The sequence below is a fragment of the Nakamurella sp. PAMC28650 genome (assembly GCF_014303395.1).
Classification (GTDB): Bacteria; Actinomycetota; Actinomycetes; order Mycobacteriales; family Nakamurellaceae; genus Nakamurella.
The window spans coordinates 3,457,171-3,476,052 of sequence record NZ_CP060298.1; the positions used below are offsets into that span (position 1 = coordinate 3,457,171).

17 protein-coding genes and 1 pseudogene are annotated in these 18,882 nt (G+C 65.8%); 12 read left to right on the forward strand and 6 right to left on the reverse strand.

All coding sequences use genetic code 11. The annotated features are described in order from the left end of the window. Positions 1-18 precede the first annotated feature (18 nt). The 6 genes and pseudogenes from H7F38_RS15690 to H7F38_RS15720 form a co-directional block, all read left to right on the forward strand. A complete protein-coding gene (locus tag H7F38_RS15690; RefSeq protein ID WP_187090733.1) occupies positions 19-378 on the forward strand; it encodes a tautomerase family protein in 360 nt (119 codons plus the stop codon). Between the two features lie 35 nt (positions 379-413). Continuing rightward, positions 414-1,289, forward strand: coding sequence for a PD40 domain-containing protein (locus H7F38_RS15695; RefSeq protein WP_187090734.1), 876 nt, complete (start codon positions 414-416; stop codon positions 1,287-1,289). Between the two features lie 52 nt (positions 1,290-1,341). Beyond that, positions 1,342-2,253, forward strand: a complete 912-nt coding sequence (locus tag H7F38_RS15700) for an aldo/keto reductase (RefSeq protein ID WP_222618110.1) — start codon at positions 1,342-1,344, stop codon at positions 2,251-2,253. Positions 2,254-2,488: 235 nt separating this feature from the next. After that, positions 2,489-3,414, forward strand: a protein-coding gene (locus H7F38_RS15705; protein WP_370531257.1) for an IS5 family transposase whose coding sequence is annotated in 2 segments (ribosomal slippage) — positions 2,489-2,854 and positions 2,857-3,414 — 924 coding nt in all. Because the reading frame shifts where the segments join, the coding sequence is not laid out codon by codon here. 117 nt (positions 3,415-3,531) lie between these two features. After that, a protein-coding gene (locus tag H7F38_RS26690; protein WP_370531250.1) for an IS5 family transposase occupies positions 3,532-4,528 on the forward strand; the annotation gives its coding sequence in 2 pieces (ribosomal slippage) (positions 3,532-3,933 and positions 3,935-4,528; 996 coding nt in all). A 55-nt stretch (positions 4,529-4,583) separates the two neighbouring features. Continuing rightward, positions 4,584-5,795: pseudogene (locus tag H7F38_RS15720) on the forward strand (ISAzo13 family transposase); the annotation flags it as partial. A gap of 203 nt (positions 5,796-5,998) precedes the next feature. Here H7F38_RS15720 and H7F38_RS15725 read toward each other — a convergent pair. From H7F38_RS15725 to H7F38_RS15735, 3 genes are all read right to left on the reverse strand, one after another. Beyond that, on the reverse strand, positions 5,999-7,405 hold the full coding sequence (locus H7F38_RS15725; protein WP_187090283.1) for an IS1380 family transposase: 1,407 nt from the start codon (positions 7,403-7,405) through the stop codon (positions 5,999-6,001). A gap of 620 nt (positions 7,406-8,025) precedes the next feature. Continuing rightward, positions 8,026-8,520 (reverse strand): GNAT family N-acetyltransferase, encoded by a 495-nt coding sequence (locus H7F38_RS15730; protein ID WP_187090736.1) that lies wholly within the window; start codon positions 8,518-8,520, stop codon positions 8,026-8,028. A gap of 34 nt (positions 8,521-8,554) precedes the next feature. After that, a complete protein-coding gene (locus tag H7F38_RS15735; protein WP_187090737.1) occupies positions 8,555-8,899 on the reverse strand; it encodes a transposase in 345 nt (114 codons plus the stop codon). A gap of 1,096 nt (positions 8,900-9,995) precedes the next feature. Here H7F38_RS15735 and H7F38_RS15740 point away from each other — a divergent pair. Beyond that, positions 9,996-10,583 (forward strand): SigE family RNA polymerase sigma factor, encoded by a 588-nt coding sequence (locus H7F38_RS15740; protein ID WP_187094751.1) that lies wholly within the window; start codon positions 9,996-9,998, stop codon positions 10,581-10,583. A gap of 28 nt (positions 10,584-10,611) precedes the next feature. Here H7F38_RS15740 and H7F38_RS15745 read toward each other — a convergent pair whose 3' ends face one another. Continuing rightward, positions 10,612-11,277, reverse strand: a complete 666-nt coding sequence (locus H7F38_RS15745; RefSeq protein ID WP_187090738.1) for a hypothetical protein — start codon at positions 11,275-11,277, stop codon at positions 10,612-10,614. Between the two features lie 130 nt (positions 11,278-11,407). Here H7F38_RS15745 and H7F38_RS15750 point away from each other — a divergent pair, with 130 nt between their 5' ends. Then, the gene (locus tag H7F38_RS15750) at positions 11,408-11,752 is read left to right on the forward strand and encodes a hypothetical protein (protein ID WP_187090739.1); all 345 of its coding nucleotides are present in this window, start codon (positions 11,408-11,410) and stop codon (positions 11,750-11,752) included. A gap of 193 nt (positions 11,753-11,945) precedes the next feature. Here the strand turns inward: H7F38_RS15750 and H7F38_RS15755 are convergent. After that, positions 11,946-13,117, reverse strand: a protein-coding gene (locus tag H7F38_RS15755) for an IS3 family transposase (RefSeq protein WP_187094410.1) whose coding sequence is annotated in 2 segments (ribosomal slippage) — positions 11,946-12,865 and positions 12,865-13,117 — 1,173 coding nt in all. Because the reading frame shifts where the segments join, the coding sequence is not laid out codon by codon here. Between the two features lie 202 nt (positions 13,118-13,319). Here H7F38_RS15755 and H7F38_RS15760 point away from each other — a divergent pair. The 4 genes from H7F38_RS15760 (at position 13,320) to H7F38_RS15775 (ending at position 18,292) form a co-directional block, all read left to right on the forward strand. Further along, complete coding sequence (locus H7F38_RS15760; protein ID WP_187090740.1) at positions 13,320-14,840, forward strand: YifB family Mg chelatase-like AAA ATPase; 1,521 nt, start codon at positions 13,320-13,322, stop codon at positions 14,838-14,840. Next, positions 14,834-16,171, forward strand: a complete 1,338-nt coding sequence (gene dprA, locus H7F38_RS15765) for a DNA-processing protein DprA (protein WP_187090741.1) — start codon at positions 14,834-14,836, stop codon at positions 16,169-16,171. The genes H7F38_RS15760 and dprA overlap by 7 nt, the downstream gene beginning before the upstream one ends. Positions 16,172-16,345: 174 nt before the next feature. Beyond that, positions 16,346-16,846 carry a histone-like nucleoid-structuring protein Lsr2 gene (locus H7F38_RS15770; RefSeq protein WP_187090742.1) on the forward strand — a complete coding sequence of 167 codons (501 nt, stop codon included), beginning with the start codon at positions 16,346-16,348 and terminating at the stop codon, positions 16,844-16,846. Between the two features lie 483 nt (positions 16,847-17,329). Further along, positions 17,330-18,292 (forward strand): tyrosine recombinase XerC, encoded by a 963-nt coding sequence (locus tag H7F38_RS15775; RefSeq protein WP_187090743.1) that lies wholly within the window; start codon positions 17,330-17,332, stop codon positions 18,290-18,292. A gap of 3 nt (positions 18,293-18,295) precedes the next feature. Here the strand turns inward: H7F38_RS15775 and H7F38_RS15780 are convergent, their stop codons facing one another. After that, complete coding sequence (locus tag H7F38_RS15780; protein ID WP_187090744.1) at positions 18,296-18,871, reverse strand: M23 family metallopeptidase; 576 nt, start codon at positions 18,869-18,871, stop codon at positions 18,296-18,298. Positions 18,872-18,882 lie beyond the last annotated feature (11 nt).

The following is an 18,882-nucleotide window of genomic DNA, read 5'->3' on the forward strand; positions in this document are numbered from 1 at the left end:
AGAGAGCTGGAGAATTTCATGCCCCACGCACGAATCGACATGCACCGTGCCCTGGAACCGCAGATGCCCGAGATCAGCGGCGCCATCCTCCGCGGCATGGTCAAGGGCTTCGACATGCCCGCCGACGATCTGTTCCAGATCTTCCGGCTGCACGAGCCGGGCGAACTTGTCTTCTCACCGACCTTTCCGAACCAGCAGCGGGAGGACATCATCTTCATCGAGCTCGTGGCGCAGGACGTCTACAACGACGACCAGAAGCAGCGCACGATGGCCGCGATCGTCGACGAGGTGTCGACACTGGGCATCAAACGCGACAACCTGCTCCTGGTCCACCTCGAGGTACACGGTGCCGCCTGGTATGCACCAGAACCGCTTTGATTGCCCGGCACCCATCTCTCGTCAGGAGAACCGAAATGGCATTTCCCGTCCTCGCCGACGGCCAACGGGCACAGGTACAGCTCGGCGGCCCAGCCCACGCGGACTCGATTGTGCTGTGGGAAACCACGGACATGCAGGTCGAAGCGCCGAACTGGTCGCTCGACGGCACCACCCTCTACCTCAACGGCAACGGCCGGTTCTGGGCCCTCAGCGTAAACAGTCCGGAATCCGGGCTGCGGCCGATCGAATACGACGGGATCCCAGATCTGAACAACGACCACGTTCTCGACCCGGATGGGAAGCATGTCTTCCTCTCGGCCATGGATGGACACATCCACCACGCATCGCTGACCGGGGGCCGAGTGACGCGGGTATCGCCGGACGACGGTTCCTGGCACTTCCTGCACGGCGTCTCCCCGGACGGCAAACGATTGGCCTACGTCGAAATCGCCGAGCCCGGCCGGCCCGGAAGATTGGTGGTTACCTCGGTGTCGGGCGGTTCGATGTCCCGCATCGACACCGGTGCCGGACACCTGGACGGCCCAGAGTGGGCGCCGGATGGTGACTGGATCTACTTCAACACCGAGAGTTTCACCAGCACGCCGGGCCATGCGCAGCTGGCCAGGATCCCGGACGCCGGCGGTGCGATCGAACGCCTTCTGGTCAGCGAATCGGTGGACTGGTTCCCGCACCTGTCGCCCAACGGCCGGTCGGCGGCCTACATCTCCTTCCCTCTGGGCACTCTCGGCCACCCCGGCGATTTGGACGTCCAGGTGAAGGTGGTAGCCACCGACGACTGGAGCACGCCGCTGCAGTGCTATCCACTTTTCGGCGGGCAGGGCACGCTCAACGTCAACAGCTGGTCACCGGACAGCACTCAGTTCGCGTTCGTGGCCTACCCGATGGCCTGACGTGCACACGGTCCAACGAACCGATTGGCTCAGACCGCTGGGCCGAACCGGATTGACGGTCTCCGCCGTCGGCGCCGGCGGCGCCCCCATCGGCAGCATGCCGCACGTCTTCGGCCACGACCTGCCCGCCGAACAGGCGATCAACTTGGTGCGCGACCTGCTGGAGTCTCCTGTCAGGGTCATCGACACCGCGAACGGATACTCGGCCGGGGAAAGTGAAAGGCGAATAGGGCGGGCGATCTCATCAGTGGGAGGACTGCCTGCCGACTACCTGATCGCGACCAAAGTAGACGGCCAGGATGGCGACTACTCCGGTGCGCGGGTACGTGAGTCGATCCGGGAGAGCAGACAGCGCCTCGGGCTCGATCGGTTGCCTCTGGTCTATCTGCACGATCCGGAGTTTGCGCTCGACCAGGGACTCGACGCGCCCGGAGGTGCTGTCGCTGTCCTCGTCGAATTGCAGGCCGAGGGAGTGATCGGCGCGCTCGGGGTGGCCGGAGGCGACGTGACCGTGATGCATCGATTCCTGGACCTGGGGGTGTTCGACGTGCTGCTGAACCACAATCGTTGGATCCTCGTCGACCGCAGTGCCGATGAGTTGTTCGATCGGGCATCCTCGGAGGGGATCGGGGTGGTCAATGCCGCCTACCTGGGTGGCGGACTGCTGGCCGACCCTCGAGGTCAGCGTATGTACGGATACCGACCGGCCCGACAGGCCACCGTCGACGCTGCCCTGAAGCTGGAGGCGTTGTGCCGCGAATGGAAGACCGACCTGCCGACCGCTGCGTTGCAGTTCTCACTGCGCGACCCCCGCATCCACATGTCGGTGATCGGCATCAGCAAACCCGAACGAATCCAGCCGCTTCTGGAATCGGTGAACACTGAGCTTCCAGAACAGTTCTGGAACGCCGTCGAAAGTCTCGTGCCGGACCGGTCCCACTGGTTGGAATCCAGGGTGGGGTGAACAGACACCCGCGACCCGTGCAAGGGCGATCGATTGGCGCATTGGTCCGACCCTGTCCATTGATTACCGCTTGCTTCAATCGGGCAACGAGCAACGTGCGGGTTGGTTCTGACGGAGCGCCGGCCGGGGTGAGCGCCTGTGTCGAGTTGAGCTGAGCTTCAACGGTGCCATTGCCTGAGCAGAAGCTAGGGCGTGTCTCCCAAAAGTTGGGTAGGTGTGGCGGGATGCTCACTGAATGAGTTCTCCTTCGTCGCGGTACCGCGTCTTCAGTGACGAGCAGTGGCAACGGATCGAGCGGTTGTTGCCGACAAATGTTGGCCGGCGGGGTCATCCGTTCGGTGAGCACCGGCGGGTGGTGGAAGGCATCGCCTACCGGTACCGGGCCGGGATCCCCTGGCGGGACTTGCCTCGGGACGTGTTCGGACCGTGGCAGACCGTGTGGAAGCGGCACCGCCGGTACGCCGGAGACGGCACCTGGGACCGGGTGCTCGCGGCGTTGTTGACCGACGCTGACGCTGCCGGTCAGATCGACTGGACCGTGTCGGTGGATGCCACCATCAACCGCGCCCACCAGCACAAACACGACACGGCCCGAGCAGGACACAGGGGGCAGTATCGAACTACAAGAATCTGCCACTGGTCGATGTTGAACCTGCAGGTCACGGCATTGGCAGGTCCCGGGGCGGGTTGACCACGAAGATCCACCACGCGGTCGATGGCAAGGGCCGGCCACTGGCGATCGTCATCACCGGTGGGCAACGCAACGACGGTGCCGTCCTGGAACAGGTACTGGCCGACATCCGGGTTCCGCGCCGAGGTCGGGGGCGACCACGGACCCGACCCGATGCCGTCCTGGCGGACAAGGCCTACGCCGCCGGGATCACCCGCAGGATGCTGCAGCGCCGCGGGATCAAGGTGGTCATTCCGCTCAAGAGCGACCAGATCGCCGCCCGCAAACGTAAGGGCAGCAAGGGTGGCCGTCCACCTGCGCTGGACCGCCAGATGTACCGGGAACGCAACGTTGTCGAGCGTTCCTTCGCTTTGATCAAGCAGTGGCGGGGGCTGGCCACCCGCTACGACAAGCTCGCCATCACCTACCGCGCGGCAGTGGTGCTTTCGGCGTGCATCGTCTGGAACCGACTATTGGAAGACACGCCCTAGATCGCCGGAGGCGGGATCTTTTACGATTGGATTTTGAATACCTGCTTGCTCAGCGCGTTTCGCTCACTAGGGCGTGTCCCGCGGATCTTGGAGGTCGGTTCCGACAGACTCTGATTTGTGCAGAATCGTCATGATTTGTCGGATGAGCAGTGGGCCCGGTTGGAGCCTTTGCTACCGGATCGGACCCCGATTCGGGGTGGTCGGTGGGTCGATCACCGCAGGGTCGTCGACGGGGTGCTGTGGCGGACCAGGTCCGGTTCGGCGTGGCGGGATCTCCCGGAGTGTTACGGCAATTGGAAGACGGTGTACAACCGGCATCGTCGCTGGTCAGGGGACGGTACCTGGCAGCGGGTGCTGTCGATGCTGCGGGCGGACTGCGATCACGGCGATGTCGGTGAGTGGGCGTTGGGGGTGGATGCGACGGTGATCCGGGCGCATCACCACGCGGCAGGTGCCCGGCACGAACCGCCGAAGGACATCCCCGCCGCCGTCCTTGCCAGCGTCGTGTTGGAGGCTCCGATCAAGGCCCTCAAAGACACAGGGGGCACTATCGAACTACAAGAATTCTGCGGATCGGCCGCCGCCGGTCGTTGATCGGGAGGGTTTGGGGCGTAGCCGCGGCGGGGTGACGACGAAGATCCACATGGCGGCTGATTCGAAGTGTCGGCCGGTGGGGCGGGTCATCTCGGCTGGTCAGCGGCATGACGCGTTGGCGTTCACCGCGGTGCTGGCCGATATTCGGATCGTGCGCGGCCGTGATGGGCGGCCTAGGACCCGACCGGATCGGGTGTTGGCGGACAAGGCGTATTCCAGCGGCAGAATCCGTAAGTCGTTGCGGCGTAGGGGTATCAAGGCGACCATCCCGGAGCCGGTGAACCAGATCAACGGTCGCCTGTCCAAGGGTTCCCGTGGTGGTCGGCCACCCAAATTCGACAAGGAAATCTACAAGGACCGCAACACCGTGGAGCGGACGTTCAACCGGCTACGCGGCTACCGCGCGGTCGCCACCCGGTATGACAAACGGGAGTTCGTCTACCGAGGCACCGTCGACGTCGCCAGCATCGGAATCTGGCTCAGGCATCTAACGGAGAACGATCCACGGGACACGCCCTAAGGACATGCCGGGTAATTACGTAGGTTTGACTGGTTCTTTTCGCTAGAATTGTGCTATGCCCCTACCCACCACCGATGTGGAAGTCCTCACGTCACGGTTGTTGCTGATCAGACCCCATCTGGATGAGCGGGCCTGGCGGTTGTTGCTCGGCTCGGAAGCCAAGGCGCTGGGCCGGGGCGGGATCAAAGTGGTCGCCGGGGCGATCGGTGCGCACCCGGACACCGTGGCCCAAGGAGTCCGCGAATTGGACTACCCCGACCAGATCCCGGGCCGGGTCCGGCGCCCCGGCGCCGGCCGGCCCAGCGCGGCGGTGACCGACCCCACCCTGTGGGAAGCGTTGGATGCCCTGGTGGATCCGGTGACCCGCGGCGATCCGATGTCGATGCTGCGGTGGACAACGAAATCGACGTCGAAACTAGCCGCCACGCTGACCACCAACGGCCACCCGGTGTCGGCATCCACAGTGGGAAACTTGTTGAAGGCCAACGGATACAGCCTGCAAGCCAACGCCAAGACCCTCGAGGGCAACCAACACCCCGACCGCGACGCCCAGTTCAACTATCTCAACGATCAGGCCACCGCGTTCAGCGCCGCCGGTGAACCGGTCATCAGCGTCGACACCAAGAAAAAGGAGCTGATCGGGAATTTCAGCATCGGCGGCAAGGAATGGGAACCCCAGGGTGAACCCACCCGGACCAGCGTCCACGACTTCATGGACAAAACCCTGGGCAAGGTCGCCCCGTACGGGGTGTACGACATCGCCGCGAACACCGGATGGATCAACGTCGGCACCGACGCCGACACCGGGCAGTTCGCCGTGGAATCCATCCGCCGATGGTGGAACACTGTGGGCACCAACACTTATCCAAGCGCAACAAGGTTGATGATCACCGCTGATTCCGGCGGGTCCAACGGCTCCCGGCTACGGTTGTGGAAAACCGAACTCGCCGCGCTGGCCACCGAAACCGGCCTGGCGATCACCGTGTGCCACCTTCCGCCGGGCACCTCGAAATGGAACAAGATCGAGCATCGCCTCTTCTCCGCGATCAGCCGTAGCTGGCGGGCCCGACCCCTGACCTCCCACGAAGTCGTCATCGAAACCATCAAAGCCACAACCACCACCACCGGGCTCAGCGTCCACGCCGAACTGGACCTGGGCATCTACGAGAGGGGAATCAAGATCAGCGACCGCCAGATCAAAGAACTTGAAAGCAGCCAGCTACACCGCCATGACTTCCACGGCGACTGGAACTACAGCCTGCACCCCGCGACACGCCCGGACACACCCAAATAATTCGCGGGCGGGCCCTAAGCCTCGATCAGTGGACCTGCCTGGATGATGATCTTGCTGCGGAGGCGGACGGTCGTTCGTGTGTCGTTTTTGGGGTCGGGCGTGGTTGATCTGCTGGTCTGCTCCAGCGTGTCCAATGTGGTTCCTGTGGCGGCGTTCTCGGCCGGGTTCGGGTAGTTTCAGGCTGCGGACGATTGTTGGTGCGGCGGGCTGAACACGTTGTCCCATAGCTGTTTCCACTGACGTTGGTGGGGGTGGTGGGTGGGTAGGTGCAGGATGCGGCGGCCTTGGGGTCGGGCGATCCGGGCGGGGACGTTGATCAGCCGACGCCGCAGCGTCGCTCCTCGCGCGACGGCGTGGGCGGTGTCGATGCAGGTGCCGGCGGCGCGGAGCAGGTTGTGGGCGATAGCGCCCAGGATGGTCCAGGCGCAGTTCGCCGGAAAGTGGCCGGAGGGCTGGTGGGCCCAGGGCCCGTCGATCAGGTCGGCGAACACCGATTCGATGATGGCGTGTTGGCGGTGGGTGATGTCGGCGTCGGTCACTGTTTCGGTGCTGTTGGTGAAAAAGGGGTGGTAGCGCCAGACGGGGAACAGTTCGTCGAGGTGGTTGCGGTCTTTGACGCGGCGGACGATCAGCCGGGCGGTGGTGGCCTTTCCGGTGCCGGCCAGCAGGGTGTAGCTGATCTCGGCGACTTCGGCGTCGGAGATCCATTCTCCGGTGTCCGGGTCGATGACGGCGCCGGGATACCGTACCGGCGTCCACGCGTCGGCCGGGATGGCGCCGATGGCCCGGTTGACTGCTTTGTTCTTGGTGAGCACGAACGAGAACTTGGCGCCGGCTCGCAGGACCGCCGCGATGACATCGCTGTAGCCGTAGGCCGAATCGCCGCGGACCAGGATGGTCGCCGGCTTGGCACCAGCGGCGAGGGCCAGGTTGATCGCTTCGGTGACCATGGAGGCGGCGCCCCGCCCGGATCCGGCTTTCCCGGCCCGCAGGCGGACCCCGGCGATCACCGGTGCGGCGATCGCGGTGCTGATGGTGGTGACCAGCGGTGAGAGTCCTTTGCGCAACACCTGCCGGTTGGCGATCTTGGTGTGCCCGAAGCTGGCGCCCTGTTTGGCGTGTCCGTAGACCGGTCGTAGCAGCGAGTCGATGTCGATGAACGCCTGCACATCGATGCCGGCCAGCACCCCGGTCCGCCGGGTCAGGGCCAGCAGGTGCCGGGCCAGGACCGCCGACAATTGGCGGGTGTGTCCGTGGGTGAATTCCCGCAGGAACATCCCCAATGTCGAAGGTGCGTAGACCGCGCCGAACAGTTTCTGCGATCCGCCAGAGCGGATGATCTGCAGATCGGCGATGGAGTCGGCGCCGGTCAGCATCCCGGCGATGATCGACATGATCTTCCCGACGGGGTTCGCCGCCGCTGAGGCGATCCGTTCGGAGTCGAACCGGAGCTGCCGGCCGACCAGTTCCGGCAGCTGGGTCCGTTCGGCCAGCGCCAGCACCGGGACCAGCCCGGCCGCCGACACCAGATTCTGATCGTCGAACGTCGCTGCATCTGGTTTCCAGGCGTGCAACAATCTCACTGAAAGTGTCCTTCCGATCCGCGCCAATCAGGTTCTAGACAAACCGATTATCGCAGTTCAAGGGCACTTTCTTCAGTTTCCACGCCGGTCAGGAACCGACCAGGTCCACTGATCGAGGCTAAGCCAGCCCGTCATGTTGGGTTGCACGTCATCGGTGTGTGCGAACCCCGCCGCTCACGGCCAAAGTTCAGTTGCATCTGCGCTTGCCCGTTGCAGCGCGGCCCCGTCGATATAGATTCCGGCCGCCGGTAGGCCTTGCTCTGGCCAAGCGAATCTGATGGTGTGAATCACCCCGGCATCTCCGGACACTTACTGGTTCGAGAGCCCGCCGGATTGCTGGGCTCTGTTTTGAGCGTAGTAGGCCTGCTCGAGTTCCACCGGCTGGATGTCGCCGTTCTGCTCGTACAGGCGGCGGTGCTTGAGGGGTTCCCACGTCCCGCATGCGCAAGACCCACAGCTTCTGCGCCGACGTGGCAGTGCGCACGCGACCGGTCAAATCCCCGGCCGCTGCCTACCGCTTGGGGGCGGCCAGCCGGACCGATCGAAACCCTATCCTCTAGGCTCCCACGCGCATTTTCGCGCTACGCCCGCCAGAATCGTCACCTCACAGCGCATCCAGGCTAAAGCGTTTTGCTCATCTGGGTCGCGACGACGCTGTAGCCGAGCGATTTGTAGAGCCGGAGAGCAGTCTCGTTGAAGCCAAACACATTGAGGCCCAGAACAGTCGCTCCATCGACCAAGGCCACCACCTCGGCCGCCAGCATCGCGGCACGGCCGAACCCGCGACCTCGGTACTCAGGCTTGATCTCGATGTCGTAGACATGAGCTGCACTCGCCCGCCCGGGCTGCGGTCCGATCCAGAGCGTGCCGACCACGCCCTCGGTCTCATCGACAACTCGGAGGAGGTGCACTCTCTCGGTGTCGAGACCATCAGGTAGTAATTCAGCGAACTGCTGGCCGGCTTGTTGCAGCGCGGCATCGAGCGGGCGTCCGGTGGATTGGGCCAGGTCCTGCGCGAATGACCTGATCGATGCTTCCTGCCATGCCGAAAATTCATCCGCGGACATCGGAACCAATGTCGGGTGTACTCGCCCTGATGAGGGATCCGTGGTCATGGCGGGAGTATAGGACCGCTCGCATGTCGGGTCTTCATATTTTGCAGGGCTTGAGCGTGGTTGGCGCCCGGCGTGATGTGCGGGTGCAGGCGAAGCGTATCCGGCGTTTCTGGTTGGCGGGTTGGGCGAACCCGAACGCGATGCGGCTGATGTGTTTGACGATCCGGTTGTCGCCTTCGGACCGGCCGCTACTGATGCCGGTGACCAGGCCTTCGATGATCGAGGACCGCCGGTGGTCGACGGTCTGCGCGAGGCGGCGGATCTGCCGGATGTCGAGGTGGTCGGCGCAGAACATCTGGAGGCCGGTGAGCCGCTGCCAGGCCAGCCCCCCGTCCGGTTCGGTGCCGGCCAGCTTCAGCAGGTGACGCAGGAGTTCCATGCCCTGCCGACAGTTGTGCGGCCCGCTGGTGGGGCCGGCGACCTTAACCGCCCGGAATGTCTTGGCCCGTTCCGCGGCGGCCAGCAGGCAGCAGCCCGTTGCGTTGGGCCCTCTCGTGGTTGACCTTGTGGCCCCGTCGTGCGCGGTTGGTCAAGGCCACCTCCCGCCGGTAGTCGGTGACCACCGGTTGGCCAGCGCAACGAGGTGGAAGGGGGAGACCGGGCCGGTGTCGAACCGGTCGATCCCTACCTTCACCCCGGTGTCGGCGCGGATCTCGTAGCGGCCTTCCCGCGGCGGGTCTCACCGATGCCCAGCACGGTCATAGCGTGCGGCGGCCCGGCGGCCGGACCCGGGCCGGGATCACCGGCTGGTGGTCCTTCGGTCTGGGTGCCAAGTTAGAAGAGCCCGATTGATTGCCAGCGGTCGCAGACCCGGCCGGTGCGGGACGGCCGGATTGCGAAGACGAGCCGATCGTGCCATCTGAGGTGGTAGGACTGGGCGTCACCGCGTCGGTGCTTGTCAAGATTGATAGCTATGCAGACGATGACGCCACGGTTGCGGCGCTTCGGTCGCGCGATGAGCACGCGACAAGTGACATGAAGATCACCAGCCCGACGAGTGCAGCCGTTGGACGAAGCCGTTCGCGAGCTGTCATGTTACGAATCTCCGTGTTGGAAAGCCTGCGTTCTAGACTTCACTGCGTAGGCGTCGCCAGGACCAGATTTGGTTGCTTCGTGCGGCCACAAAGTGCGTGGCGCCAGCTTCGCGACTTACCGGGCGTAAGTGGCCTCCCGCAGGGGGTTTGGGGTTCGATCTTCCCACAACGTTAATGGTAGGTCCACACCTTCAAGAGGCATCTGGCCAGCTCTCGCCGCTCACCTGAGCGGGGCCGATCGCGGAGCGGGCCCGATGACGCCCTCATGATGACGGTTACGATCGTGCCACGCATCTGATCCTCGACAACGGATCCCCTTTCGTTGGCGTGTAGGCGGTGACGGGATCGGCCGCAGGGAGTCCGGCGGTCGGTGCGGCAGTCTCGTCGGCACGGTTGGCGTCGTCGGGAGTGCAACGTGAAGGGGGATGGGGCGTGAGCATCATGGAGCCTCGATCTGGCGGCACCGGATCCAAAGATGACGGCGACGGTGCACCCGGGGGTGCGGCCGGCGGTCATCAGGGCGGGGAACAGATCTCGCTCGACATTTCAGAATTCCTGCGGGCGAACCTGCCGGGTCTCATGCGGTACGGCATCGCGCTGGCCGGCAACCCGCATGACGGTGCCGATCTGGTGCAGACAGCTTGCGAGAAGGCCGTGTTGAACTGGCGTCGGGTCAGCGCCGCCGATCAACCGGTGGCCTACGTCAAGGCGATCACGGCAAACGCTCGGATCAGCTCCTGGCGCAAGCGCCGTCGAGAGTCGCTCCTGGCGGAGCTGCCCGAGGTGTCGGTGACCGATGGATACCCGATTGACGACGCCGGCGTCTGGGGGGCCGTGGCCGCGCTGCCGCGCAAACAACGAGCGGTCATCGTCCTGCGCTACGTCGAAGGCCATTCCGAACAGGAAATTGCCGACATCTTGAGCATCTCCGTCGGAACAGTCAAGAGCCACAGTTCTCGGGCGATCAATTCGCTCCGGAAAACGTCCATTCAGGATCTCTCCGGCTTCTCCGGAAGGGCGGCGTCATGAACGAGGACGATCTCCAGGACACTCTGGGTCAGGGGCCGCGAGTTCCGGCGATCCGGCCCGATGCGATTGCGCTGATCCTGATCGGTGCTCGCGGTCGACGCCGACGCCGGACCCGGCTCGCGGTGGTCACGTCGATGGCGGCAGTGGCCGCGGTCATCACCTTGGTGGCCGGCGGGGCCACGCTTCTGGGCAACCACCAACCCCCTGCCCCGGCTCCGATCGCTCCGGCCAGCACTACGGTCCTGACCACATCGACGTCGTCCAGTCGACCCTCCACCGAGTCCAGCCAGCCCTCCACCCAGTCCAGTCGGCTGTCCACGAACTCCGCGCTGCCACGCCCACCGAACGTGGTCACCACCGCAACTCGGGCGGCTCCGACAGTCCGTACATCGGGCTCGGCGACCCGTGCAACCGCGACAGGAACCACAACGGGCCAGTTACCTGCCGGAACCAAACTCAGCACGGCCGCGGGCCGGTCGTCATCGACCACCGGTCGTGCGGGCGGGACCAGCACGTCGGCGCAACATCCGTCGACCGCGACGACCACTGCCGCGCCGCCCACGTCGATCTCGCCGACCGCCGGGTCAGGAATCAACGGGCCGCCCACGATCATCGACTTCTCCGCCCTCGGTCCGACCGGGAGACCAGCGCCCGGCGTCTCCGTGTCCGAATACTTCGGATCGGACCCGGTCACCTGCTTCGGGGGATCGAACTACCTGGCCGGCGGACGGAACTTCTACCACTGCTATCCGAGTTCCGCCGTCTACGGACCGGCATGCGTCGGTGTCCCGGGCGGACACGAGGCGTGGTGCATCGACAACGCGATGAAGCGAACGGTCACCCACGTGCCTCTGAAGGCCGCGCTACCGTCAAATGCTGCAAGCGCCGCCCCGGCACCGTTCACTCTGGTTCTGGCCGACGGATCGATCTGCGTGTCGCCGTTCAACGGCACCATGCCAATCGGTCAACTGACGGCCTATTCATGTGACACCGGCAATGTGGTGACCAACTCGACCATGGGGGCGGCGATCGACAAGACCTCGCATGGCTGGTTCGTGTCCGTCCGCAAGGTCGCGGCGGACAACAGCACCTTCATCGGCCCCGCCCAACGGGTGCAGGTGGCCAAGGCCTACTTCCTGACCAACGACGCGTCCGGCACAAAATCCTGAGTCAGAGAGCGATCACGCAACAGAACTCGGGCTGAGCAGCAGAGACGCCAAATGCCCCGCGGGACAGACTGTCTTGCGGGGCATTTGGCGTTCCTTCGGAGCCGGGCCCGGGGCGACTCAGGCAGGAAAGTTCTGGATCACCGGTGATCGGTGTGAGCCGCCCGCCGTTTTCCGGACTGTAGAACGGTGACTACTACGCTGCGGAGTTGTTGGCCAACCACCATTGCTCTGCTTCGTTGGGCGTAATGTATCCCAGCGCCGAGTGCAACCGAACCTGATTGTATCTTAATTCAATGTACCGCGTGATGTCCATCTCCGCCTGTTCACGGGTCGGATAACTAGTACGATTCACCCTTTCCACTTTCAGTGTGCCGTTGAATGATTCTGCCCAAGCATTGTCATAACACACACCAGTTCGTCCTACCGACCGACGAACTTTGAGGTGGGTAGTGAGGTCAGCGAAGTCCTGAGAGCAGTACTGGCTTCCGCGGTCACTGTGAAATATGCTGACATCGGGAACAATCCTGACATTACGTGCGGCCATTTTCAGAGCGTCAACCACCAGCGATGCCCGCATGTGATCTGCCATTGCGTAGCCGACGACTTTCTTCGTAGCGCAGTCCAGCACGGTCGCCAAGTACAGCCAGCCCTCCCAGGTCGGGATATAGGTGATGTCACCGACCAGCTTCGTACCCGGCACGACCGCGTTGAAGTGCCGTTTTACCAGGTCAGGGGTCTGACCGGTGTCGCCGGCGATGGTAGTGACCGGCCGAAACGGACGGGGCTGGCATGGCACCAGGTCGAGCTCCCGCATGATCTGCCGGACCGTGTCGTCATCAGCCCAATAGCCCGATCGCAGCAGGTCAGCGTGTACCCGACGGTAGCCGTAGGTCCCATCGGAGGCCTCGAACAACGCCGTGATCAGCCGAGCAAGATGGGTGCGGCGCCGGCTGGTGTAGGACGGCCCGCGACCCTTCCACTCGTAGAAGCCGGACTTCGACACCTTCGCCCAGCGGAACATCAGGTGCAGCGGGTAGTGGCCTTCTTCACTCGCAATGAATGCATACTTTCTGCTCACTGCGATTTCTTGGCGAAGAAGGCCGTTGCTTTTCCCAGAAATTCGTTCTCCATACGAAGCTCACGCACTTCTTTCTCCAACGCCTTCAGCTTCGCCCGCTCCGACACGGTCAGTTCCTGCGTGTCGCCGCCGTGACGCTCGCGATGGGCCGCCACCCAGTTCCGCAGGGTCTGCTCCACCAAGCCCAGTTCGCGAGCAACGTCAGCGATGGGCCGAGATTTGTCGGTCACCTCCCGCACGGCCGTATCCCGAAACTCCGGGGTGTACTTGCCTCGAAACTTGCTCACCATTTCTCCGATCCTTTCCGGCAATTCTACTTGGGGGTCCAAGTCCGGGAAGTACCGGGCTGCTCAGTGTTGGCGACCCGGGTTGTCCCCATGGTCGAAGTTGTGCACATCTTTCGGTTGGGGGACTGGGTGTGGTCTGTCGCCGCGCAGGCTGGTGGTCGTGGCGGGCGCTGGGTCCGCGGGGGATGCGGCGGGGTGAGCGATGGCGTTGGCGACGACGTGGGCGGTGGCGTTGGCCGGGGTGGCTGGGGAGTTGGTGAAGGTCGAGGCCGATCTGGCCAACGGGCTGCCGGCGACGACGGTGATCGGGTTGGGGGATGTGGCCGTCACGCAGGCTCGGGATCGGGTGCGGTCGGCGGTGATCAATACGGGGGAGAAGTGGCCGGAGAAGCGGATCACCCTGGCGTTGTCGCCGGCGGCGTTGCCCAAGAGGGGGGCGAGTTTCGATCTGGCCATGGCGATTGCCGTGCTGGCTGCGGCGGAGGTGATTCCGGCGGCGGCGGCGGCGCAGGTGGTGTTGATCGGGGAGTTGGGGTTGGACGGGCGGGTGCATCCGGTTCGGGGGACCTTGCCCAGTCTCCTGGCGGTCAGGGCGGCCGGGCGGACCTCGGCGATCGTGCCGGTGGCGAACATGGCGGAGGCGGTGTTGGCGGGCGGGGTGCGGGTACGTGGGGTCGCGTTCCTGGCCGATCTGGTGGGCCATTTCAAGGGCGAGGCGGGTCGTCTGGTGGAGCCGGTAGCGGCGGGGCCGCCGGTGGAGCCTCCGATGTCGGACATGCGGGATGTGTTGGGGCAGCCGGAGGCTCGTTCGGCGTTGGAGTTGGCCGCGGCGGGTGGGCATCATCTGGCGATGGTGGGTCCTCCGGGGTCGGGGAAGACGATGTTGGCGGCGCGACTGCCGAGCCTGTTGCCCAGGCTGAGCGCGGAGCAGGCGTTGGAGGTCACTGCTGTTCATTCGGTGGCGGGCAATCTGGATGACCAGACGCCGTTGATCACCCGGCCGCCTTTCATCGAGCCTCATCATTCGGCCTCGTTGGCTGCGCTGGTCGGTGGTGGGTCCGGCCTGATCCGGCCCGGCAGCGTGAGCCTGGCGCACCGCGGGGTCCTCTTCCTGGACGAGGCCCCGGAATTCCGGCCGACGGTCCTGGATGCGCTGCGACAGCCGATGGAATCCGGAGCGGTGCTGTTGGCGCGGGCGTCAGGTGCGGTCCGGTACCCGGCGCGGTTCCAGCTGATCCTGGCGGCGAACCCATGTCCGTGCGCGGCGGCGAAGGACGTCGACTGCACGTGCGCCTCGGGCATCAGGCGCCGGTACCTGGCGCGATTGTCGGGGCCGTTGATGGACCGGATCGACATCCGGGTGGATCTGGCGGCCCTCGACCCGCGGTCGCTGGTATCGGGGGAGGCGGATCAGGAGTGCTCGGAGGTCATCGCGGCCAGGGTGGCGTTGGCCAGGGGGCGGGCGCTGCATCGCTGGTGGGGAACACGTTTCACGACCAATGCGGAGGTCCCGGGTCCGATCATCCGCCGGTTGTGGCGGCCCGGCCGTGCCGAGGAGGGGCTGTTGGATCGGGCGGTGCGCTTCGGCCGGTTGACCGGACGTGGCTATGACCGGGTGTTGCGGTTGGCGCTGACCAGCGCCGATCTCGGGGGGAGGGAGGTGCCCTCGGCCGAAGACGTGGCCAGGGCACTCTCGTTGCGGTGTGGGGAGAACGCATGGTGAGTCACAGCAGCACCGATGGTCCGGAGATCGCCTGGGACGGCGGTGCCGGGCCGGATCCGGAACTCTGGACCCCGGCGGAGATCCGGGCGGTCGGTATCGGGGGCGGGCCGCCTCCAGCCGCGGAGTCGGCCCTGCGGCGGAGTTGGGCCGGGCTGTTGCGCGTGTTCGAGCCGCCTGACACCGCGGTGAGCGAGTACGTCGCCAGGGTGGGCGCTGTGGCCGCGTGGCAGGCGATCCGGGAGCGACGGGCGCCTCGGGCTGTGCTGGCCCCGACTGCGGCCAGGACCGAGCAGGTCACGGCCGATGACCTCGAGACGCTGATCGACGTCGACCTGGCGGCGGCTGCGTCGTGCGGGGCCCGGATCATCGGCGCCGGCGATCCGGAGTGGCCGGAGGCCGCTCTGATGGCATTCACGATGGCGGCCTCCCGAGGGGTGAAGAACGGTGCCGGTCCGGTTGCTCTGTACGTGCGGGGGCGGCCGTTGTCCGGTCTTCCGGAGCGGGCGTTGGCGGTGGTCGGCTCACGGGCGAACACCCACTACGGGCAGCGGGTGGCGGCCGACATCGCGATGGGTGCAGCCGATGCCGGTCTGACGGTGATCTCCGGGGCGGCGTTCGGGATCGATACGTTCGCCCATCGCGGCGCCCTGGCCTACCCGGGTGAACTGCCGACGATTGCGATCCTGGCCTGTGGCATCGACCGGGCCTATCCGGTCGCCAACACCGCACTGATCGATCGGATCGCCCAGGTGGGAGCGGTGATCAGCGAGTATCCGCCAGGTTTCTCCCCGGCCCGGCACCGCTTCCTGGTGCGGAACCGGCTGATCGCCGGACTGGCCGCAGGCACCGTCGTGGTGGAAGCCGGTCGTCGATCCGGCACGCTGTCGACCGCGAGCGCGTCCGACGCTCTGGGGCGGGTGCTGATGGCAGTGCCAGGTCCGGTGACCTCGGCGTTGTCGGTTGGCTGTCACATGCTCCTGGCCAGCGGAAAGGCGGTGCTGGTGACCAGTTCCGAGGATGTCCTCACGGCCCTGGGGGAGAAGACCGTGCCGGCTCCACTACGGGGCAACAGCGTGGTCGTCGGTCCCGGGACGGTGCCGGCGGGTACGGCCGAGCCGTCGGACCGGCACCCGACGGACGGGCTGGATCCGGAGGTGGCCAAGGTCTACGACGCGCTCCCTGCGCGGGGGATCCGCACGGTCGCGCAACTGTCCGTGGAATCGGCGATCGGTCCGGGCCAGGTGATGGCGGCGCTGGCCAGGCTGGAGTTGCATGATCTGGTCCGCCGTCAGGAGGGGGCCTGGCGCCGCCGGCGGAAGTCCGATACCTGACGGCCGGCCGGACGAGCGGTTGCCATCAATTGCCGTCCGCCGCAATTGACGCTAATCCGGTCGGACTTGGCCGCCCTTATCATTCAATTCCGAACGGCCAGGTCGATAGTCAATTGCTATCGTGATCGTGTTAGTGTCGCAGGTCTTGACCGGCTCGACGACAGGAGTTATCCAGTGGCCCGCAGACGCGTGGAAATCATCAGCAGCGACTTGACCGGTAAGGAGATCGCCAAGGCCGAGGAGGTGGCCGAAATACGGGTTCTCCGTCATCCACTGATCGACTCACCGGTGCGTCTTGATGCCTATGTATTGGAGGTGGCCAACCTGGAGGGGACCCAGCGGGAACTGGTCACCATCGAATTGGCGTTGCCCAACACCCCGGCCGAACGAATCGTCCTGGATCGTGCGGAGTTCGACCAGCTCTTCAAGAACGACGTCGAGCAGGTGCTCGCGGAGGCCGAGGCCTACCACCAGGAAGGCGCCTCGCCGGAGCCAAGGCGCAGGGGCCGGCCGGTCGGCAGTTCCTCGAAGGCGTTCTCGGCCACGCCGAGCATGGGACGCGAGCAGCGCGAGGCCATTCGCACCTGGGCGAACGCCAACGGCTTCACCGTCGGCGACCGCGGACGCATTGCCGCCGGCATCATCGAGGCCTTCGACGCAGCGCACCAATCCTGACCGGACGGCCCGATCGGGGAGACCTGATCGGGCCCCGATCAGGGTCGGCCGGCGATGGCGAAGGTTGCGATAGGGACCCTGTGGTGGGAAACACAGGGTCGCGCTCGCAAACCCAGGATGCTCGAGGCGTCTTCTTCGTTGTAGGACAGAAGAAGAATCTCCACCGTCCAAGCCCGGGCGGCGGGTCGCGCGAACACCTCGCACCAGAGCAACGAAGGAACTCCCCGCAATGTCAGGCGTTTTGAAGTCCATGTCCCACCGTCGTGAAGCTGCCCGCCGTGAGCGGCGCATGTGGCGGATGATCAACGAATCGACTTCGTCGATGCGTAACGAGCTCATCGAGATGCGCGACCGGCAGATTTTCGGTCACTGACCGAACACCCGGCTGAGCCGCACACCGAACAGTCGACTGATGCGGGACAGTCGACTGATTCCGGCGCGCCGCGCTTGACCTTCGTGGCGCACCTGCAGCACCTTCGGGAGATGGCCGTCCGCCGCTCCACCGAGTCGATCGTCGACGAGCTCCCGCCCCTGCTCGTCGACGCGCTCGACGGCTACCGCCGTTACCTCAGGTCCGAGCGCAACCTCTCCCCCGCCACGGTCGCCGGGTACACCGCGGACGTGGCCTCCCTCCTGGATCATCTGACGCGCCTGCAGCCCTCCGACCGACGGATGTCGGTCGGCATCGCCGATCTGGACCTGGCCACGTTGCGCAGCTGGCTGGCCAAGCTGCGGAGCACGGGAGCGGCCCGGACGTCACTGGCCCGGCGGGCCGCTGCGGCCAGATCGTTCACCGGATGGGCGGTCCGGACCGGTGCCGTGCGGGTCGACGCGGGCGCTCGGCTCGCCTCCCCGAGGGCCAACAGGTCGCTGCCTCCGATCCTCGCCGAGGGGCAGGCGCGCGCCATGCTGGCCGGCACGCCGACGCCGGTCCGGGGAGCCATCGAGCTGCGCGACCAGGCGGTCCTGGAAATGTTGTACGCCACCATGATTCGCGTGTCCGAGCTCACCGGCATCGACCTCGGCGACGTCGATCGGCGGCGCCGCGTGATCAGGGTGCTGGGCAAGGGTTCGAAGGAACGGACCGTGCCGTTCGGGTTGCCGGCCGACCGGGCGATCGGGGACTGGCTGGATCGCGGCCGTCCCATGCTGGCCGGCGATCTCTCGAAACAGGCCGTGTTCCTGGGTCTTCGGGGCGGCCGGATGGATCCGCGGGCCGTCCGGACCCTCGTCCACGCCCGAACTTCCGCGATTCCCGGCGCCCCGGACATCGGCCCGCATGGAATCCGCCACACCGGCGCCACCCACCTGCTCGACGGGGGTGCCGACCTGCGGGCCGTGCAGGAGATGCTCGGGCACGCCAGTCTGGCGACCACCCAGATCTACACCCACATCTCCTCCGAACGACTGGCCGCGGTGTACCGCCAGGCGCATCCCCGCGCCTGAGGCCTACCGGTCCCACGGCAGCAACCGCACCCGCAGCCCGCGGAGCAGCCCCATCGGATCCAGGTAGGAGCCGTCCGGCAGACGGGCGCCCCAGTGCAGGCAGACCGCCGGGGCGCAGGAGGAGTGCCCGGCCTCGAGCACACCGATCACCTGGCCCGCCACCACCGCATCTCCCGGCTGAACCGACGCCGTCACCGGCTCGTACGTGGTGCGCAGTCCCACCTGGTGCTCGATCGAGATGACGCCGCGACCGGCCAGCGGCGCAGCATGCACGACGATCCCGGCACCGGCGGCCCTGATCGGGGTGCCCGGGGCGCCCTCCAGGTCCACCCCGCGATGTCCCACTCCGTACCGGGTGGCCGGCGGGCGGAACGGCGTCAGGACGGCAACCGGTCCGGCCATGGGCAGCACGAAACCTGTCGATCGGCCGTCCTGACGATCGGTCGCCGGGATCGAATGGCCGACGGCGCCGGCGCTTCCGTCACCGACCAGGAGGATCAGACCGCAGACCAGACCGGCGATCAGACCGGCGACGAGGGAGGAGCGGACGGCATCTCGACGCGAACGAGTCCTGGGCATCGCCTGATCGT

Bases quoted from the DNA above. Each gene is read 5' to 3' on its own strand.
- H7F38_RS15760 (WP_187090740.1), top strand. From the start codon at position 13,320: ATGGCGTTGGCGACGACGTGGGCGGTGGCGTTGGCCGGGGTGGCTGGG.
- H7F38_RS15775 (WP_187090743.1), top strand. From the start codon at position 17,330: ATGGCCGTCCGCCGCTCCACCGAGTCGATCGTCGACGAGCTCCCGCCC.
- H7F38_RS15730 (WP_187090736.1), bottom strand. From the start codon at position 8,520: ATGACCACGGATCCCTCATCAGGGCGAGTACACCCGACATTGGTTCCG.
- H7F38_RS15695 (WP_187090734.1), top strand. From the start codon at position 414: ATGGCATTTCCCGTCCTCGCCGACGGCCAACGGGCACAGGTACAGCTC.
- H7F38_RS15780 (WP_187090744.1), bottom strand. From the start codon at position 18,871: ATGCCCAGGACTCGTTCGCGTCGAGATGCCGTCCGCTCCTCCCTCGTC.
- H7F38_RS15735 (WP_187090737.1), bottom strand. From the start codon at position 8,899: ATGGAACTCCTGCGTCACCTGCTGAAGCTGGCCGGCACCGAACCGGAC.
- dprA (WP_187090741.1), top strand. From the start codon at position 14,834: ATGGTGAGTCACAGCAGCACCGATGGTCCGGAGATCGCCTGGGACGGC.
- H7F38_RS15750 (WP_187090739.1), top strand. From the start codon at position 11,408: ATGAAGCGAACGGTCACCCACGTGCCTCTGAAGGCCGCGCTACCGTCA.
- H7F38_RS15740 (WP_187094751.1), top strand. From the start codon at position 9,996: ATGGAGCCTCGATCTGGCGGCACCGGATCCAAAGATGACGGCGACGGT.
- H7F38_RS15690 (WP_187090733.1), top strand. From the start codon at position 19: ATGCCCCACGCACGAATCGACATGCACCGTGCCCTGGAACCGCAGATG.